Source organism: Pseudomonas asplenii, assembly GCF_001293465.1.
Lineage (GTDB): Bacteria > Pseudomonadota > Gammaproteobacteria > Pseudomonadales > Pseudomonadaceae > Aquipseudomonas > Aquipseudomonas fuscovaginae_B.
This window is the reverse complement of sequence record NZ_JSYZ01000006.1, coordinates 133,372-151,009: the sequence shown is the minus strand read 5'-3', so window position 1 is coordinate 151,009 and position 17,638 is coordinate 133,372. Positions and strand designations below refer to the sequence as shown.

General features: G+C 65.5%; 20 protein-coding genes and 1 pseudogene. 15 read left to right on the top strand and 6 right to left on the bottom strand.

The genetic code is table 11. From position 1 onward, the window contains the following. Nucleotides 1–96 precede the first annotated feature (96 nt). Nucleotides 97–909 carry a Cro/Cl family transcriptional regulator gene (locus PF66_RS09365; RefSeq protein WP_054061194.1) on the top strand — a complete coding sequence of 271 codons (813 nt, stop codon included), beginning with the start codon at nt 97–99 and terminating at the stop codon, nt 907–909. 52 nt (nt 910–961) lie between these two features. Here the strand turns inward: PF66_RS09365 and trxA are convergent, their stop codons facing one another. The 3 genes from trxA to PF66_RS09350 all read right to left on the bottom strand — a co-directional run bounded on the left by trxA (nt 962) and on the right by PF66_RS09350 (nt 3,104). Beyond that, nucleotides 962–1,834 carry a thioredoxin gene (trxA, locus tag PF66_RS09360; RefSeq protein WP_054062534.1) on the bottom strand — a complete coding sequence of 291 codons (873 nt, stop codon included), beginning with the start codon at nt 1,832–1,834 and terminating at the stop codon, nt 962–964. A 146-nt stretch (nt 1,835–1,980) separates the two neighbouring features. Further along, entirely contained in the window at nt 1,981–2,652 is a 672-nt protein-coding gene (locus PF66_RS09355; RefSeq protein ID WP_054062533.1) for a 50S ribosomal protein L11 methyltransferase, read from the bottom strand. Then, entirely contained in the window at nt 2,649–3,104 is a 456-nt protein-coding gene (locus PF66_RS09350; RefSeq protein WP_054060971.1) for a YbaY family lipoprotein, read from the bottom strand. Before PF66_RS09350 ends, PF66_RS09355 begins: the two co-directional genes overlap by 4 nt. Before the next feature lie 139 nt (nt 3,105–3,243). On the opposite strand from PF66_RS09350, the gene nrdR reads away from it, so the two are divergent. The 12 genes and pseudogenes from nrdR to PF66_RS33395 all read left to right on the top strand — a co-directional run. Continuing rightward, nucleotides 3,244–3,708 carry a transcriptional regulator NrdR gene (gene nrdR, locus PF66_RS09345; RefSeq protein ID WP_026144921.1) on the top strand — a complete coding sequence of 155 codons (465 nt, stop codon included), beginning with the start codon at nt 3,244–3,246 and terminating at the stop codon, nt 3,706–3,708. After that, nucleotides 3,705–4,844, top strand: a complete 1,140-nt coding sequence (ribD, locus tag PF66_RS09340; protein ID WP_054062532.1) for a bifunctional diaminohydroxyphosphoribosylaminopyrimidine deaminase/5-amino-6-(5-phosphoribosylamino)uracil reductase RibD — start codon at nt 3,705–3,707, stop codon at nt 4,842–4,844. The genes nrdR and ribD overlap by 4 nt, the downstream gene beginning before the upstream one ends. A gap of 45 nt (nt 4,845–4,889) precedes the next feature. Further along, a complete protein-coding gene (locus tag PF66_RS09335) occupies nt 4,890–5,552 on the top strand; it encodes a riboflavin synthase (protein ID WP_054061163.1) in 663 nt (220 codons plus the stop codon). Nucleotides 5,553–5,568: 16 nt separating this feature from the next. Continuing rightward, nucleotides 5,569–6,660 carry a bifunctional 3,4-dihydroxy-2-butanone-4-phosphate synthase/GTP cyclohydrolase II gene (ribBA, locus tag PF66_RS09330; RefSeq protein WP_054061162.1) on the top strand — a complete coding sequence of 364 codons (1,092 nt, stop codon included), beginning with the start codon at nt 5,569–5,571 and terminating at the stop codon, nt 6,658–6,660. A gap of 91 nt (nt 6,661–6,751) precedes the next feature. Further along, nucleotides 6,752–7,228 (top strand): 6,7-dimethyl-8-ribityllumazine synthase, encoded by a 477-nt coding sequence (gene ribH, locus PF66_RS09325; RefSeq protein WP_017902308.1) that lies wholly within the window; start codon nt 6,752–6,754, stop codon nt 7,226–7,228. Next, complete coding sequence (gene nusB, locus PF66_RS09320) at nt 7,225–7,725, top strand: transcription antitermination factor NusB (protein ID WP_054062531.1); 501 nt, start codon at nt 7,225–7,227, stop codon at nt 7,723–7,725. Before ribH ends, nusB begins: the two co-directional genes overlap by 4 nt. An 18-nt stretch (nt 7,726–7,743) precedes the next feature. After that, entirely contained in the window at nt 7,744–8,709 is a 966-nt protein-coding gene (gene thiL, locus PF66_RS09315; protein WP_054062530.1) for a thiamine-phosphate kinase, read from the top strand. Continuing rightward, a complete protein-coding gene (locus PF66_RS09310; protein ID WP_017902311.1) occupies nt 8,706–9,209 on the top strand; it encodes a phosphatidylglycerophosphatase A family protein in 504 nt (167 codons plus the stop codon). Before thiL ends, PF66_RS09310 begins: the two co-directional genes overlap by 4 nt. Before the next feature lie 10 nt (nt 9,210–9,219). Next, nucleotides 9,220–9,990, top strand: a complete 771-nt coding sequence (locus tag PF66_RS09305) for a substrate-binding periplasmic protein (RefSeq protein ID WP_054057970.1) — start codon at nt 9,220–9,222, stop codon at nt 9,988–9,990. Nucleotides 9,991–10,089: 99 nt separating this feature from the next. Beyond that, nucleotides 10,090–10,707: a GTP cyclohydrolase II gene (ribA, locus tag PF66_RS09300; RefSeq protein ID WP_054057971.1), complete on the top strand. Its 618-nt coding sequence runs from the start codon at nt 10,090–10,092 to the stop codon at nt 10,705–10,707. Continuing rightward, nucleotides 10,704–11,123 carry a hypothetical protein gene (locus PF66_RS09295; RefSeq protein WP_054057972.1) on the top strand — a complete coding sequence of 140 codons (420 nt, stop codon included), beginning with the start codon at nt 10,704–10,706 and terminating at the stop codon, nt 11,121–11,123. The genes ribA and PF66_RS09295 overlap by 4 nt, the downstream gene beginning before the upstream one ends. Before the next feature lie 67 nt (nt 11,124–11,190). Continuing rightward, nucleotides 11,191–11,394 (top strand): annotated as a pseudogene (locus PF66_RS33395) (cobalamin-binding protein); the annotation flags it as partial. Nucleotides 11,395–11,515: 121 nt separating this feature from the next. On the opposite strand, the gene dxs reads toward PF66_RS33395, so the two are convergent. The 3 genes from dxs to PF66_RS09280 form a co-directional block, all read right to left on the bottom strand. Continuing rightward, the gene (gene dxs / locus PF66_RS09290) at nt 11,516–13,414 is read right to left on the bottom strand and encodes a 1-deoxy-D-xylulose-5-phosphate synthase (RefSeq protein ID WP_054062529.1); all 1,899 of its coding nucleotides are present in this window, start codon (nt 13,412–13,414) and stop codon (nt 11,516–11,518) included. Nucleotides 13,415–13,543: 129 nt separating this feature from the next. Beyond that, on the bottom strand, nt 13,544–14,431 hold the full coding sequence (gene ispA / locus PF66_RS09285) for a (2E,6E)-farnesyl diphosphate synthase (RefSeq protein ID WP_054062528.1): 888 nt from the start codon (nt 14,429–14,431) through the stop codon (nt 13,544–13,546). Further along, the gene (locus tag PF66_RS09280; RefSeq protein ID WP_054062527.1) at nt 14,428–14,670 is read right to left on the bottom strand and encodes an exodeoxyribonuclease VII small subunit; all 243 of its coding nucleotides are present in this window, start codon (nt 14,668–14,670) and stop codon (nt 14,428–14,430) included. The genes ispA and PF66_RS09280 overlap by 4 nt, the downstream gene beginning before the upstream one ends. A gap of 411 nt (nt 14,671–15,081) precedes the next feature. Between PF66_RS09280 and PF66_RS09275 the strand changes: the two genes are divergently transcribed. Beyond that, nucleotides 15,082–15,873, top strand: a complete 792-nt coding sequence (locus PF66_RS09275) for a YfaP family protein (protein ID WP_054057976.1) — start codon at nt 15,082–15,084, stop codon at nt 15,871–15,873. A gap of 35 nt (nt 15,874–15,908) precedes the next feature. After that, nucleotides 15,909–17,633, top strand: a complete 1,725-nt coding sequence (locus PF66_RS09270; RefSeq protein ID WP_054062552.1) for a DUF2138 domain-containing protein — start codon at nt 15,909–15,911, stop codon at nt 17,631–17,633. Nucleotides 17,634–17,638 lie beyond the last annotated feature (5 nt).

Sequence of the window (17,638 nt, the reverse complement as noted above, 5' to 3'; positions counted from 1 at the left end):
GGTCATGGCAGGGGTGGTGACAATTTCGCGGGTTGCTCTGCTTTGGTGCGAGTTGATGCTAGAATGGCGTCACTCGCACCATCCGGGTTCATCGTCATGAGCGACAATTTCGCCGTCAATCTCAAGCTGGCCTGCAGTCATTACCGCTCTATTTCAGAGGTTTGCCGCCAGCTGTCGATCAATCGTGCACAGTTCAACAAGTACTTGAGCGGGCAAAGCCATCCGACGAACTACAACCTCAAGCGCATCGGCGACTTCTTCGGGGTGGAGGATTACGAGCTGGGCCTGCCGCCGGAGCAGTTCGCCCGTCTGATCGGTGCGCGCAATCCGGCGCAGCGCACCGAGCAGCGCAACGATCCGATCAGCGAGCTGTTCAAGCCGTTGCATCAGGAGGCGGGCAACCTGTCGCGTTATTGCGGTTACTACTTCGAGTATTCCAATTGCATGTCGGTTCCCGGCTCGATCCTGGTGTCGCTGGTGCACCTGCGCGAGGAACGAGGGCATTTCCTCTTCGAGCGCCAGGAGCGCCAGGAGCGCAGCACCGCCAACGACGGGCATGCCGAGGTGCGTTGCCGTTATCTCGGTGCGGCCTTCCAGTTGCAGGATCGGCTGTTTCTGATCGATTACGAATCGCTGACCCTCAACGAGATGAGCCAGACGATCCTCATCCCCAGTTTCAAGAGCCGCATTACCCGCCTCAATGGCCTGAAGACCGGGGTTTCCAGCGGCGACCGGCGTAACCCGGCGTGCACCCGCGTGGTCTGGGAGTTCCTGGGGGAAGAAATCAACCGCATCAACGCCTACCGCCAGGTCAAGCTCTACCGCCCGGATGACCCGCGGATCGATGATGACGTGCGCGAACGGCTGAGTGCCGGCTCGGTCGGCAACGGCCTGTTCGAAATCGAATAAGGCGCTGGAACCGGCTGTGGGAGCCGGCTCCCACAGACCCGGAGAGAGGCGCTCAGTAAAGCGCCGCGAACAGCTTGCGCCGGTAGGTGGTCACCAGCGGATGGTCGTTGCCCAGCAGGTCGAACACCTGCAGCAGGGTCTTGTGTGGCAACCCCTCGCTGTAGCCGCGATTGCGGGTGAACAGCTTGAGCAAGGCATCCAGTGCGGCTTCGTACTGCTGGCGGGCCAGTTGCTGGATCGCCAGTTGGAAGGTCGCCTCGTCATCCTGCGGGTTCTGGGCCAGGCGGGCCTTCAGGTCGGCAGCATCGGGCAGGTCGGCGGCCTGGCGCAGGAAGGTCAGTTGCGCCTTGGCGCCGGCCAGCGCCGCCTTGTGCTCGTCGCCCTTGACCGCATCGAGTACGGTCTGGGCCTCACCCAGCTCACCGCGTTCGGCGAGGCAGCGGGCGTACAGGATCAACGCCTTGGCGTTGCTGTTGTCTTCATTCAGCAGGGCGACGAGGGTGGCCTCGGCTTCGGCGACGCGGCCTTCGCCGAACAGCGCCTGGGCCTGTTCGAGCGGGTCGGCGGCGGCCGGCGGCGGCATCTGCACATGGGGGTCGAGCATGGCGCGTACCGCCGATTCCGGCTGGGCACCGGCGAAACCGTCGACCGGCTGGCCGTCCTTGAACAGCACCACGGTCGGCAGGCTGCGGATACCGAAACGGGCGACGATGTCCTGCTCGGCATCGCAGTCGACCTTGGCCAGCAGCAGCTCGCCCTGATAGCTCTCGGCGATCTGTTGCAGCATCGGCATCAGCGCCTTGCAGGGCGCACACCACTCCGCCCAGAAGTCCACCAGCACCGGCTTGTGGAAAGAGTTCTGGATCACCGACTGGTCGAAGTTCAGGGCGGTGGCGTCGAAGATGTAGGGCGTGTCCTGGGTCATCGGGAGTCTCGAAGAACGGGGTATCGCGCAACTATAAGGCCTGGGCCGGTTGGCCGAAAGCGGGTGTTCACAGGAGTTTGCCAATCAGGCCACTGTGGGAGCGGGCTTGCCCGCGAATGGACCTGCATGTCCACGGCAAGAGCGTGTCAGGCCAGATGCCCTCGTGGCCGGCTGGCGTGATAGAGGCTGACCTGGCGAAATTCCTCCGGTTCCATCAGGTCCGGCAGGGTCAGGGCCTGGAGGATCTCCAGGCGCCGGTATAGCGGATGACGGAAATCCCGCACCCGCGAGTCGGCCACCAGCGCCTCCCGGCCGCGGCTGAGGAACTGGTCCAGCAGCGGCAGGTTTTCCCGGTCGTACAGCACATCGGCGACCAGAATCAGGTCGAAGCGATCGCTCTCGGCGAAGAAATCTTCGCTGTAGTGGAGCGTCACCTCATTGAGTGCGGCATTCGCCCGGCAGGCGGCCAGTGCCAGTGGGTCGAGGTCGCAGGCCACCACTTCCCGTGCCCCGGCGCGGGCCGCGGCAATGGCCGCGATGCCGGAGCCGGCACCGAAATCCAGCACGCGCTTGCCGGCCACCCACTCCGGCCGTTCGGCCAGGTAGCGGGCCATGGCCAGGCCGCTGGCCCAGCAGAAGCACCAGTAGGGTGGTTCGTGCAGGATGCGCCGGGTCTCTTGCGGGGTGAACTCGCGATCCATGTTCCCGGCGTCGATCAGCCACAGTTTGAGGTCGGTCCCAGGCAGCGCGCTGGCGGTCAGCCGCGCATCGCCGAGCAGCGCGGCCAGCGCCCGCTGCAGGTCGAGCGGGGCGTTCATGGGGCACTGACGAATTGCAACGGGCCCATGGCCTGAGTGGTCGGCTGGGTCACGGCCACGGAGGGCAGGTGCAGGATCAACTGCCCGGATTGGCTGGCCCGCCCGCGCAGTTCGACGCGCGCACCGACCGGGAACACGTCCGGGTTGAAGCGCAGACGGAACGGCAGCACCTGGCCGGTGCCATTGATCCTGCTGCTGGCGAGCAGCTGCTGCGGCCGGCCGCGCTCGTCGATCACCAGCAGCGCCAGCTCGACCTCGGCATTGGCCGGTACCCCCAGCAGGGTGCCGCTCAACTCGCGCTGGTACGCGGGCAACGGGCCGAGTGCTTCGTATTCATTCACCGGCTTCTTCACCTGCTGCTGGGGCGGTGGCGTCGGCACGGGCTTGGGTGCACTGCTGCAGGCGAGCAGCAGGCCGGTGAGGCTGAGCAAAACAAGCGGTCGTACTGACATCTACAGCTCCAACTGAGGCGAAAATCGACGGTTCTGATGGGATAACGTTAGCCCGCCGACTGTATACCGCAAACCCTATGGCTTGTCTTGCCACGGAGATGCGCTACCATGGCCCTCCCATTTTTTGTTGCCTGCCACCATGCACTGTCCCTTCTGCGGTGCCAACGACACCAAAGTCATCGACTCGCGTCTGGTCGCCGAGGGCGAACAGGTGCGCCGCCGGCGCGAATGCGTGGCCTGCGGTGAGCGTTTCACCACCTTCGAAACCGCCGAACTGGTTCTGCCACGCCTGATCAAGCAGGACGGCAGCCGCCAGCCCTTCGACGAAGAAAAACTGCGTGCCGGCATGCAGCGGGCCCTGGAAAAGCGCCCGGTGAGTGTCGAGCGCCTGGAAGCCGCACTGGCCCATATCAAGCACAAGCTGCGCGCCACCGGCGAGCGCGAGGTCAAGTCGCTGGTCGTCGGCGAAATGGTGATGACCGAGCTGCAGAAACTCGATGAGGTCGCCTACATCCGTTTCGCCTCGGTCTATCGCCGCTTCCAGGACCTCGACGAGTTCCGCGAGGAAATCGATCGTCTTGCCCGGGAGCCCGCCAAGGAATGAGCCTTGCAGCCGAACAGGCGGTTCTCGACGCCCACTACATGGCCCGTGCCCTGGAGTTGGCGCGCAAGGGGCGCTATTCCACTCATCCGAACCCTCGGGTCGGCTGCGTCATCGTGCGTGACGGCGTGGTGGTCGGCGAAGGTTGGCACGTGCGCGCCGGCGAGCCCCATGCCGAGGTCCATGCCTTGCGCGAGGCGGGCGAGTTGGCCCGTGGCGCGACCGCCTACGTGACCCTGGAGCCGTGCAGTCACTTCGGGCGTACGCCGCCCTGTGCCGAAGCGCTGGTCAAGGCCGGCGTGGGGCGGGTGGTGGCGGCCATGCAGGACCCCAATCCGCAGGTTGCCGGCAATGGCCTCAAGCGTCTGGCCGATGCCGGGATCGCCGTACACAGCGGCGTGCTCGAAGGCGAGGCGCGGGCGATCAACCGCGGCTTCCTCAAACGTATGGAGCACGGCCTGCCGTTCGTGCGGGTCAAGTTGGCGATGAGTCTCGACGGGCGCACCGCGATGGCCAGCGGCGAGAGCCAGTGGATCACCGGTCCTGCCGCGCGTTCCGCCGTGCAGCGTCTGCGCGCCGAGTCCAGCGTGGTGCTTACCGGCGCCGATACGGTGCTGGCCGACAGCGCCCGGCTGACCGTGCGCCCTGCCGAGCTGGGCCTGGACCCCGAGCTGACGGCCCTGGCCGAGAGCCGGCCGCCGCTGCGGGTGCTGATCGACGGGCGCCTGCGGGTGCCCCTGGAGGCGGCATTCTTCCAGGCCGGCCCGGCACTGGTGGTGACCTGCGCGGCCGCGGTCGGCGCCGCCTACCAGGCCGCCGGCCACGAAGTCCTGAGCCTGCCCGGCCATGACGGCCAGGTCGACCTGGCGAAATTGCTCGGGCAACTGGCTGCCCGTGGCGTCAACGATCTGCTGGTCGAGGCCGGTCCGCGCCTGGCCGGCGCCTTTGCCCGCCAGGAACTGGTGGACGAGTACCAGATCTTCGTCGCCGGCAAGTTTCTCGGCTCCAGCGCACGGCCCCTGCTGGACTGGCCGCTGGAACGGATGAGCGAGGCGCCACGGCTGAAAATCACTGAAATGCGTGCGGTCGGCGATGACTGGCGAGTCACCGCAATACCTGACCCGGCACCCGGCGTATAATTCGCGGCCAGCGCCAGGCGCTGGCTCGTTTTCGAGGAGTACTTCATGTTTACCGGCATCATCGAATCCATCGGCAGCATCCGCGCGCTGAGCCCGAAAGGCGGCGACGTGCGTGTCTATGTAGAAACCGGCAAGCTCGACCTGGGTGACGTCAAGCTCGGCGACAGCATTGCGGTCAACGGCGTCTGCCTGACCGCCGTCGAGCTCCCGGGCGACGGGTTCTGGGCCGACGTCAGCCGCGAAACCCTGGACTGCACCGCCTTCAACGACCTCAAGGCCGGCAGCCGGGTCAACCTGGAAAAGGCCCTGACGCCGACCACCCGCCTGGGCGGTCACCTGGTCAGCGGCCACGTCGACGGCGTCGGCGAGATCGTCGCCCGCGAGGAAAACGCCCGGGCCATCCAGTTCCGCGTGCGTGCACCCAAGGAGCTGGCCAAGTACATCGCCCACAAGGGCTCGATCACCGTCGACGGCACCAGCCTGACGGTCAACGCGGTGCACGGCGCCGAGTTCGAACTGACCATCGTCCCGCATACCCTGGTCGAGACCATCATGGCCGACTACCGCCCCGGTCGTCGGGTCAACCTCGAGGTCGACCTGCTGGCCCGCTACCTGGAGCGCCTGCTGTTGGGCGAGAAGGCCGCGGAGCCGACCAGCGGCGGCATCACCGAAAGTTTCCTGGCCGCCAACGGCTACCTCAAATCCTGACGCAAGGGGGTGCCGCGTGGCGCTCAATACGATTGAAGAACTGGTCGAAGACATTCGCCAGGGCAAGATGGTCATCCTCATGGATGACGAAGACCGCGAGAACGAAGGCGACCTGATCATGGCCGCCGAGTGCTGCAAGGCCGAGCATATCAACTTCATGGCCAAGTACGCCCGTGGCCTGATCTGCATGCCGATGAGCCGCGAGCGCTGCGAACTGCTCAAGCTGCCGCTGATGGCGCCGCGCAACGGTTCCGGTTTCGGCACCAAGTTCACCGTGTCCATCGAGGCCACCGAAGGGGTGACCACCGGCATCTCCGCCGCCGACCGAGCGCGCACCGTGCAGGCGGCAGCGGCCAGGGACGCCAAGGCCGAAGACATCGTCAGCCCCGGTCACATCTTCCCGCTGATGGCCCAGCCCGGCGGTACCCTGGCCCGCGCCGGCCACACCGAGGCCGCCTGCGACCTGGCGCGCATGGCCGGTTTCGAGCCGAGCGGGGTGATCTGCGAGGTGATGAACGATGACGGCACCATGTCCCGGCGCGCCGAGCTGGAAGCCTTCGCCGCCGAGCACAACATCAAGATCGGCACCATCGCCGACCTGATCCACTACCGGATGATCCACGAGAGTACCGTTCAGCGGATTGCCGAGCAGCCGCTGGACAGCGAACTGGGCCAGTTCACCCTGGTGACCTATCGTGATTCGGTGGAAGGCGACGTGCACATGGCCCTGACCCTGGGCAAGGTCTGCGCCGAAGAGCCGACCCTGGTGCGGGTGCACAACATGGACCCGCTGCGCGACCTGCTGATGGTCAAGCAACCTGGGCGCTGGAGCCTGCGCGCGGCGATGGCGGCGGTGGCCGAGGCCGGTAGCGGCGTGGTGCTGCTGCTCGGCCATCCGCTGGATGGCGACGTGCTGCTGGCGCATATCCGCGAGACGGTCGAACATACGCCAGTGAAAAAGCCGACCACCTACAGCATCGTCGGTGCCGGTTCGCAGATCCTGCGCGACCTGGGCGTACGCAAGATGCGCCTGATGAGTGCGCCGATGAAGTTCAACGCGATATCCGGTTTCGACCTGGAAGTAGTAGAATACGTGCCCTCCGAATAAAAGGCCGGCTGGTTTCGACCTTGATTCGCGGTACACATATCCCTGAGGGGCGCGTATCAGACGCGTCCCGGCTCTTTAAGAGAATTGTCGAATGACCCTGAAGACCATCGAAGGTACCTTCATCGCCCCCAAAGGCCGCTATGCCCTGGTGGTCGGCCGTTTCAACAGCTTCGTCGTCGAAAGCCTGGTCAGCGGCGCGGTTGACGCCCTGGTTCGTCACGGCGTGAGCGAAAGCGATATCACCATCATCCGTGCACCTGGCGCGTTCGAGATCCCGCTGGTGGTGCAGAAAGTCGCCCAGCGTAGCGAATACGCGGCGATCATCGCCCTGGGCGCGGTCATTCGTGGCGGTACTCCGCACTTCGAATACGTGGCGGGTGAGTGCACCAAGGGCCTGGCCCAGGTGTCCATGGAGTTCGGCGTACCGGTCGCCTTTGGCGTGCTGACCGTCGATTCCATCGAACAGGCCATCGAGCGTTCCGGCACCAAGGCCGGCAACAAAGGTGCCGAAGCCGCCCTGTCCGCCCTGGAAATGGTCAGCCTGCTGGCGCAGTTGGAGGCCAAGTGATTAACGACGACAGCGATCGTTTCAACCCGCGCGAGCCTCGTCCCGAAGGCGCCGGCAAGCCGTCCAAGAGCGCCAAGCGTCGCGAAGCCCGTCAGCTCGCGACCCAGGCCCTCTATCAATGGCACATGGCCAAGCAATCGCTGAATGAAATCGAAGCGCAGTTCCGTGTCGACAACGATTTCAGCGATGTCGACGGTGCGTACTTCCGTGAAATCCTTCACGGGGTTCCGCAGTTCAAGAACGAGATCGACAACGCGCTCAAGCCCTGCCTGGATATCGAGATCGAAGAGCTCGACCCGGTCGAGCTGTCGGTGCTGCGCCTGTCCACCTGGGAACTGCTCAAGCGTGTCGACGTGCCGTACCGCGTGGTGATCAACGAAGGCATCGAACTGGCGAAGATCTACGGTTCCACCGACGGTCACAAGTTCGTCAACGGTGTGCTCGACAAGCTGGCACCGAATCTGCGCGAAGCCGAAGTGAAGGCGTTCAAGCGCTGACCGGCGCTTGCTTCTCCCATGGGTGAGTTCGAGCTGATCCGCAATTTCTTTGCCGCCGCGCCCTGTGCGCAGGCCGGCGAAGGTGTTGCGTTGGGCATCGGCGACGACTGCGCCCTGCTCGATGTCCCCGTCGGGGAGCAATGGGCGATTTCCACCGACACCCTGGTGGCCGGTGTGCACTTCGCCGATCCCTGCGATGCTTTCCTGCTCGGGCAGCGTGCCCTGGCCGTGGCCGCCAGCGACCTGGCCGCCATGGGCGCGACGCCGGTGGCCTTCACCCTGGCCCTGACCCTGCCGCACAACGATGTCGACTGGCTGCAGGCGTTCGCCCGCGGGCTGGACCGGATGGCCCGCCAGTGCGGGTTGCGCCTGGTCGGCGGCGATACCACCCGTGGTCCCCTGAGCCTGACGCTGACGGTGTTCGGCCGGGTGCCCGTCGGCCAGGCGCTGACCCGTAGCGGCGCGCAAGTCGGCGACCTGCTCTGCGTGGGGGGCGACCTGGGCAATGCTGCCGGCGCCTTGCCGCTGGTGCTCGGCCAGCGGAGTGCCGAGCCGGCGTTGGCCGAGCCATTGCTGGCCCACTACTGGTCGCCCCGGCCGCAGTTCGAACTGGGGCTGGCCTTGCGCGGCAAGGCCAGCGCGGCGCTGGATATTTCCGACGGCCTTTTGGCCGATTGCGGACATATCGCGGCGGCATCCGGCGTGCGTTTGCTGGTCGAACGTGAAAAGCTGCCGTTGTCCCCGTCACTGCTGGGCTTTCTCGGCCAGGCGGCGGCCTGGGAGGCGGCGCTCAGTGGCGGTGACGACTATGTCCTGGCATTCACCCTGCCTCCCGCCGAGCTGCCCGCGCTGTTGCTCGGCCATGACTCGGTCCGGGTGGTCGGGCGCGTGGTCGCCGGGCAGGGCGTTGCCCTGCTGGCGGCCGATGGCCAGGACATCACCCCGCGAGTCCGCGGTTATCAACATTTTCCGGAGACGCCGTGACAGATCATCCCAAACAGGTTCCCGCCGAGTTCGTGCCACCGTCGGTGTGGCGCAACCCCTGGCATTTCCTGGCGTTCGGCTTCGGCTCCGGAACCTTGCCCAAGGCCCCGGGTACCTGGGGTTCGCTGGTTGCGCTACCCTTTATACCGTTGTGGCAGATGCTGCCGGACTGGGGCTACTGGCTGATGCTCGGCATCACCATGCTGTTCGGCTTCTGGCTGTGCGGCAAGGTCGCCGACGACCTGCGGGTGCATGACCACGAAGGCATCGTCTGGGACGAGATGGTCGGCATGTGGATCACCCTGTGGCTGGTGCCGCAGGGCTGGTACTGGTTGCTGGCGGGCTTCCTGATGTTCCGCTTCTTCGACATCCTCAAGCCCTGGCCGATCCGCTGGATCGACCGGCATGTGCACGGCGGGGTCGGGATCATGCTCGATGACGTTCTGGCCGGGGTGTTCGCCTGGCTGGCCATGCAGGGACTGGTGCATCTCTTCACCTGAGGAATTGACTATGTCCGGCTTGCGTTTGTGGGGCCTGCTTGCGCTGGTGCTGCTCAGCCCGTTGCTCAGGGCGCAGGAGGTCGCTGGCTTGCCGGCGCAGGTCCGCCTGGTCAGCGAGGAGTGGGCCGACTACACCAATGCCGATGGCAGCGGGCTGGCCTGGGACGTGCTGCGCGAGGTGTTCGAGCCGCAAGGGATCAAGGTCGAGATTCGCAGTGAGCCGTACGTGCGTTCGGTGGGGCTGGTGGAGCGCGGCGAGGCGGATGCCTGGGTGGGCTCCTACAGCCAGGAAATCAGTGGGGCCCTGTACCCGCGCTGGAACTACGATACCGATCACATCTATGCCGTGGGCCTGGCCAGCAAGCCGGTGCCCACCCTGGAGAACCTCGGCAGCTATCGCCTGGCCTGGGTGCGTGGCTACAAGTACCAGAAGTACCTGCCCAACGTGCGCGACTTCAACGAGATCCAGCGGCGTGACGGGATCCTGTCGATGCTGCAGCACGATCGGGTCGATTTCTATATCGATGCGTTGACCGAGGTCGAATCTGTACTCGGGCAGGCCGAGGATCCCAAACTGTTCCGTAATACCCACCTGGTGGAACTGCCACTCTACCTCGGCTTCGCCGACAACGAGCGGGGGCGGGCGCTGCTGGCATTGTATGATCAGCGCATGACCGAGCTGGTCAAGGCGGGTGGCCTGCGCAGGATATTCGAGCACTGGAAGCAACCCTACCCGTTCGAAAGCGGAAAGTTTCCGGCTGTGACCGATCAAACTTATTGATAGTTATCATGGACAAATCGGCCTAAGCGTCTGTAGGAACCTCCTGTTACAATGTCGCAACCGCGAATTTCCAGCCTTCATACTGATCAGGAGCACAGGGTGCCTGTCGTTTTTGTCGCTGCCTCCAAACTGCCTACCCCCTTCGCGACTTTCACCATGAACGGTTTTCTCGAGGAAGCCACCGGTCGTGAACATGTCGTGCTGACGCTCGGGGATGTGGCCGATGGCGCACCGGTGCTTGGCCGCGTGCATTCCGAATGCCTGACCGGCGATGCCTTGTTCAGCCAGCGTTGCGACTGTGGTTCGCAACTGGAAGCCGCCCTGCAGGCGATTGCCCGTGAAGGCCGTGGCGTGTTGCTCTACCTGCGCCAGGAAGGTCGGGGTATCGGCCTGATGAACAAGATCCGCGCCTACGAGTTGCAGGACGGTGGCGCCGACACGGTCGAGGCCAACGAGCGCCTGGGTTTTGCCGCTGACCAGCGTGACTATGCGATCTGTCGGCCGATGCTCGAACACCTGGGCATCCAGTCCCTGCGGCTGATGACCAACAACCCGCGCAAGGTCAAGGCGTTGACCGACATGGGTATCACCGTGGCCGAGCGGGTGCCGCTGCACACCGGGCACAACCCGCACAACCGGCTCTACCTGGCCACCAAGGCCGGCAAGCTCGGCCACATGATGGGCAACGAGCACCAGAGCGAGGCCGACCCGGCGTGACTCGCGGGCAGGTGAAACGGCGGCTCGCCTTCGGCTGGTACAAGCAATTGCTGCTGACGGTCCTGCCGCTGTTCGTCGCCAACTGGACCTTTGGCCAGACGGAACCGGTGCTGCCGGTGCTGGCGATGCCGTTGTTCATTGCCGGTATCGCTTCGATGTTCATCAGCCTGCGGTTTTTCGGCGGCTACAAGCATGCGTTGATCGCCACCGAGAAGGCGCTGGACACCCCTGAGGAACCGGCGGCCTGGATCACGCTGGCCAACGTCCGGCGCAAGGCTCTGGTGATCGCGGCCCTGCCGACCTGGATCGGCACCCTGGCGGTGTTCGTCGGCCTGGAGGCGGTGCCGCTGATTCTGCTGGTGCTGTCCACCGTGCTGCTGTTCTACCTCTACCGCATTCCGCGCCAACTCGGCTGATGGGACGCTGGCTGGCGGTGTTGCTGCTGGCCGTTGTGATGTCGGCTGGCGCTGCGCCACGGGTCAGCTTGAGGCGGTCTTGCAGCGTGATCCGCAGGTGATCCTGGCGAGCAACCAGGCTCAGCTCGATGCCTGGAAGGCCTGGCCGCAGTTGGCGGCGGTGCGGTAAGGGCGGTTGGTGCAGGTGCCGGACAAGGGGCTGGAGCGGCCCAGTGGGCGGATGGTCGAGGCGGTGGCTCGCTTGTGTGCGGTGATGGTACCGGGGCGGTAGCGCGCGGTGGCTGCATTCGCGGGCAAGCCCACTCCCGCAAGGGCGGGGCTTTCGATGGCGTGAGGGCTTTTCCGTGGGAGCGGGCTTGCCCGCGAAGGGGCCGCCCACCATTCCACTTGGCTTACAGGCCGAGCAGCTTCATCCGCTCGGTGACCGAAGCCTCGATCCCCGCCACATCCAGCCCGCACTCGGCCAGCATCTGCGCCGGCTTCGCATGCTCGACGTAGGCGTCCGGCAAGCCCAGGTGCAGGATCGGCTTGAGCAGGTTGTCCTGTGCCAGGAACTCGCTGACCGCCGCACCGGCGCCACCCATGATGGCGTTTTCCTCGATGGTCACCAGCAACTCGTGGCTGCTGGCGACCTCGCGGACCAGCGCCTCGTCCAGCGGTTTGACGAAACGCATGTCGACCACGGTCGCATCCAGTTTCTCGGCCACCACCAGCGCTTGCGCCAGTTGCACGCCGAACACCAGCAGGGCGACCTTGCTGCCGCGGCGGCGCACCACGCCCTTGCCGATCTCGATCGGTTCGAGGTTCTTCTCGATGGTCGCGTTCGGACCGCTGCCACGCGGGTAGCGCACGGCCGCCGGGCCGTTGTACAGGTGGCCGGTGCTGAGCATCTTGCGCAGTTCGTTCTCGTCGCTCGGCGTCATCACCAGCATGCCGGGGATGCAGCGCAGGTACGACAGGTCGAAGCTGCCGGCGTGGGTCGGCCCGTCTTCGCCGACCAGGCCGGCGCGGTCGATGGCGAATAGCACGTCGAGGTTCTGCACCGCCACGTCATGCACCAGTTGGTCATAACCGCGCTGCAGGAAGGTCGAATAGATCGCCACCACCGGCTTGGCGCCTTCGCAGGCCATGCCGGCGGCGAAGGTCACCGCATGCTGTTCGGCGATCGCCACGTCGAAGTAGCGCAGCGGGAAACGCTCGCTGAAGGCCACCAGGTCGGAGCCTTCCTTCATTGCCGGCGTAATGCCGACCAGGCGGGGGTCGGCGGCGGCCATGTCGCACAGCCATTCGCCGAACACCGCGGAGTACTTCGGCCCGCTGGGCTTCTTCGGCGCGGCGGCGGGGGCGTCGAGCGGCTCGAGCTTGGTGATCGCGTGGTAGCCGATCGGGTCGATTTCGGCCGGGGCGAAGCCCTTGCCCTTCTTGGTCACCACGTGCAGGAACTGCGGGCCCTTGAGGTCGCGCATGTTGCGCAGGGTGGCGATCAGGGTCGGCAGGTCGTGGCCGTCGATCGGGCCGATGTAGTTCCAGCCCAGCTCTTCGAACAGGGTGCCGGGTACCAGCATGCCCTTGGCGTATTCTTCGGTGCGGCGGGCGATTTCCCAGGCGCCGGGCAGGCGCGACAGCACTTTCTTGCTGCCTTCGCGCATGCTGGCGTAGGTGCGGCTGGAGAGAATCTTGGCCAGGTAGTTCGACAGCCCGCCGACGTTGCGCGAGATCGACATGTCGTTGTCGTTGAGGATCACCAGCATGTTGGCGTCGACTTCCGGCGCGTGGTTCAACGCCTCGAAGGCCATGCCCGCGGTCAACGCACCGTCGCCGATCACCGCGATGGCCTTGCGCTCGCTGTTCTGCAGGCGGGCGGCGATGGCCATGCCCAGCGCGGCGCTGATGGAGGTGCTGGAGTGGCCGACGCCGAAGGTGTCGTACTCGCTCTCCGAGCGGCGCGGGAAGGCGGCCAGGCCGTCCTTCTGACGCAGGGTGTGCATCTGCGCGCGGCGACCGGTGAGGATCTTGTGGGGATACGCCTGGTGACCCACGTCCCATACCAGCCGGTCGTCCGGGGTATCGAAGACGTAGTGCAACGCGATGGTCAGCTCGATGACGCCAAGCCCGGCACCGAAGTGCCCGCCGGTCTGGCCGACCGAATAGAGCAGCTCCTGGCGCAGTTCATCGGCCAGGGTTTCCAGCTCGGCTTCACCTAACCGGCGCAGGCCGGCCGGCGTGTCGGCACGGTCCAGCAGGGGCGTGGTCGGGCGCTGGCGGGGAATCTCATGGAACGTCGTGGGCATCAGGCGAATCGTTATAGGTATGAAGACGCGGCAGTTTACCTTATGGAGCGCACGCTGCCCACGCGATGTCGCATCAGCGGGTCGGATGCTGGCGTTTCGATTGTGCGAAAGGCCAGCATGACCGTCCGGTCAGCTGCGCCGTTCGACGATGTAGCGGGCCAGCTCGCGCAGTGGCTCGGCGGCCGCGTCAAACGGTCGCAGGGCGTGCAGCGCCTGGTCGCGCAGCTCCAGGGCGTAGGCCTTGGCCGCCTCCAGGCCGAGCAGGGCCGGATAGGTCGGCTTGTCGCGGGCGATGTCGGCACCCTGGCGTTTGCCGAGGGTGGCGGTATCGCTTTCGACGTCGAGGATGTCGTCCTGCACCTGGAAGGCCAGGCCGATGGCCTGGGCGTAGGTCTGCAGCGACTTGAGTTCGTCCTTCTGCACGTTGACGCTGGCCAGGGCGCCGAGGGTGACGCTGGCCTCGATCAGCGCACCGGTCTTGTGCCGATGCATGGTTTCCAGGGCCTTCTGGTCGAGCTTGAGGCCCACCGAGCCGAGGTCGATGGCCTGGCCGCCGACCATGCCGGCCGGGCCTGCGGCGTGGGCCAGGGTGTTGACCATCGACAGGCGGATCTCGGCGTTCAGGTCGCTCAGGCGCGGGTCGAGCAGGGCGCTGAAGGCCAGGCTCTGCAGGCCGTCGCCGGCGAGGATCGCACAGGCCTCGTCGAAGGCCTTGTGGGTGGTCGGCTGGCCGCGACGCAGATCGTCGTCGTCCATGGCCGGCAGGTCGTCGTGGACCAGCGAATAGGCGTGGATCAGTTCAACGGCGCAGGCGGCGCCGTTGGCCTGTTCCGGCTTGCCGCCGAGGGCTTCGCAGGCGGCATAGACCAGCAGCGGGCGTACCCGCTTGCCGCCGTTCATCACGCTGTAGCGCATGGCCTCGTAGAGACGGGCGAGCCCGGCGCCGGGCGGCACGAACAGGGTGTCCAGGGCGGCGTTGACCCGTTCCTGGCAGGCGGCCTGATAGCTTTTGATCATTCTGGCTGTTCCGCATCGAAGGGCTCTTCGGCCAGTTCGCCGTCGCGCTCCAGCAGGATTTGTACCTTCTGCTCGGCCTGGGCCAGGGCGTTCTGGCAGTCGCGGGTCAGGCGGATGCCCTGTTCGAAAGCGGTCAACGAATCTTCCAACGACAGCTCGCCGTTCTCCAGGCGCTCGACCAGTGTCTGCAGATCGGCGAGGGATTGTTCGAAATCCAGGGAAACTTTTTTGCGGGCCATGGCGGCGATCTCGGTAGGCGTTCAACGGGCGCGACACTAGCAGACAGCGGGTTGCGGGGCAAATGCGAGGGGTTGCCAATCATGAGGGCATCAGGTGTGTCCGCAGCCTTTTGGCGGGCACCATCATACCTCCTGAATCATGGGGTGATTTGGGGCACGCATGACAGTCTGTGATAGTGGCCTTTTGCCTTGTTCTGCGGGGCTTCCAGGCCATTGAGTGTGCACGATCTCTCATTTGCCGATTGCCCCTGTAAATACCGGTTTTCCGCCATTGTGTAACAAGATCTGAATCGCTAACCTCTGCGACTTCCCGACCTGCCTCGCCAGGTTCTTTCTGATTTTTCGTGTTTCAGGGGTGCGCCGGTCTGGATCGGGCGCAGGGTTTCGTGATGCATGGCAAGGAGGCTGTTGATGCGCCGGTTATTTCCAATGCTGATAGCTCTCTGGGCCGCGACCGCCTGGGCCGAGCCCTCGGCCGAGCTGCAGGAGCCGACCGGCGGCTGGCGTTACTCGGGCCTGCTCGATCGCAGCGATGCGCCGCAGGTGGCCTATCCGACGCCGCCCATCGACCGTGGCATCCAGCGCAGTCGCACGCCGATCGAAGGGCGGATCAACCCGCCCTCCGGCCCGCGTGAACCGCATACCCTGGCGGTCAACGGCAACCCCCTGAATCTCTACACCGATGACAACGGCCGGTTCGTGCGCCCCTATGCCTTCGGTTCCGGCTCCAACAGCGTCGAGGTGCGCAGCGCCCAGGGCAAGTCCCTCAAACGCGTACAGTTCTACGAAGCCAACCAGCAGATAACGCCGGCGCGCATCCGCGTGGTGCTCGGCTGGGATGACCCCAAGGCCGAGCTGGACCTGCACATCATCACCCCCGACGGCCAGCACGCCTTCTACGCCAACCCGCGCCTGACCAACGGCGGCGGCCTCGATCCCGACGGCGTCGACGGCCCCGGCCCGGAGATGTTCACCATGACCGCGCCGATGCACGGCACCTACCTGGTCTACGTGAACTACTGGGGCAACTACAGCGCCAGCGACGGCTATAACTTTACCGAGCGAGCCAACCAGAACGAGGTCATCACCTCGCAGATCAACCTGGTGCTCAACGAGAACACCGTCGATGAAAAGCGCGAGAGCTTCACCGTACCGCTGCGCGCCATCGGCGACCTGCTGCTGGTCAAGACCTTCAACTATTGAACATCCCGCTCCACGGATGAATGGGCTTTGCGAACATGAGCGATAACACTGCTTCCCCGGCCGCCGCCGCGCCGGCCACTCCTCCAACTGCCGGTTCGCGCCGCTGGCTGGGCCTGGTGCTCGGGCTGTGCGTGACCGGTGCGGTGGTCGGCGGCCTGGGCTGGTTTTTCCAGCACAAGTCGGTTGCCCCGGTGCCGGAACTGGCCCTGGAAAAACTCGGCGTCAGCCGCCCGGACGCGCTGCTGGAAACCGCGTCGCTGAGCCAGTTGCCCAAGGACCTGCTCAGCGTGCCGTTCCTGCGCGACACCCTCACCGAGGACTTCGTCTTCTACTACGAGAGCCATGGCGATCGCCTGGGCCTGATCGGCAGCCTGCGGCGGATCATCTACGAGCACGACCTCAAGCTGCAGGACAACCTGATCGAGCAACTGTTCGACCAGCCGGCCGACATCGCCCTGTGGCGTGGCGCCGATGGCCGTCTCAAGGACTTCCTGCTGGTGATGGACCGTGGTGGCCTGGCCAAGCTGCTCGAACCGCTGGCCCATGTCGCCCTCGACGACACCCAGTTGAGCAAGGTCGGCGAGTTGAAGGTCGCCGGCGACAACGTGGCGCTCTACCGCCTGGCCTACAACGCCAGCAAGGCGCTGCTGTTCGCCTCCCGTGGCGACAAGCTGGTGGTGCTGTCCAACCCGGATCGCCTCTACGAGCAGACCAGCGATGACAGCGAAGTGGCGCCCGGCGAGGTGTCGAACCAGGCCCTGGCCGCGCTGCTGGGGGGCGACAAGCTGTTCCCCGAGGCGTTCGGCCTCAAACCCCGTGAAGCAACCGTCAAGCAGCGTATCTCGGTGGCCTCCAGCGTCCTGGCCATGGGTTATCAGCGCTTTATCCCCAGCTTCGCCGGCCTGCGCCTGGACATGGACGACAAGGGCTGGCACAGCTTCCTCGCGCTCGACGAACAGGACAAGTCCGCCGACTTCGACTTCAAACCGATCTGGCAGGCCATGCCGGTCGGTGCCAGCGCCTGCGTCGCCCTGCCGCTGGCGGCCGAGCAGCAACAGCCGCTGCTGGTCAAGCTCGGCGCCGACGCGGCCACCGCGCAGAAACTCACCGAACACATGAGCGGTGCCGCCGGCCTGTGCTGGTATGCCGATTCGCGCCTGTACACGCCGCTGCTGGTGGCGAACCTGAACAAGGACAACGACAGCCTCGATGCCGACCTCGGCAAGCTGTTCGGCTCCATGGTCGGCACCCGGGAAAGCAACGTCGAAGGGGGACTGTTCCCGATCGACGAACAGAACAAGGACAGCCTGCACCAGTGGAAGCGCGTGGTCAGCTCGACCTTTGGCCAGTACGCCGCCCAGGAAGCCGAGAACCCCGACGCCATCACCGGCCGCGCCTTCTTCCGCGTGAGCCTGGCACGGCACGGCTCGACCCTGTTGTTCTCCCTGGACGACAAGCTGGTGGACAAGGCCCTCGGCACCCTCGACAAGCACTTCCCGCCATTGGCGGACGTGGTGCCCAGGGATGCGCTGACGCCGGTCTACCTGGGCCCGGACTCCCTGGCGCAACTGATGAAGCAGGAGACCCTCGACAGCCTGCCCCAGGACATGGAACCGGTATTTCGCAACGCCGCGCAGACTCACCTGCTGCCCAAACTGCAGAAGCTCGCCGGCTTCGGCAAATACGCCCTGACCCTGCCCGAAGGCACCGAGCCTGACGGTCACTGGCAGTGGCTGCCGCTGCAATGGCGGGCGATGTGATTCGT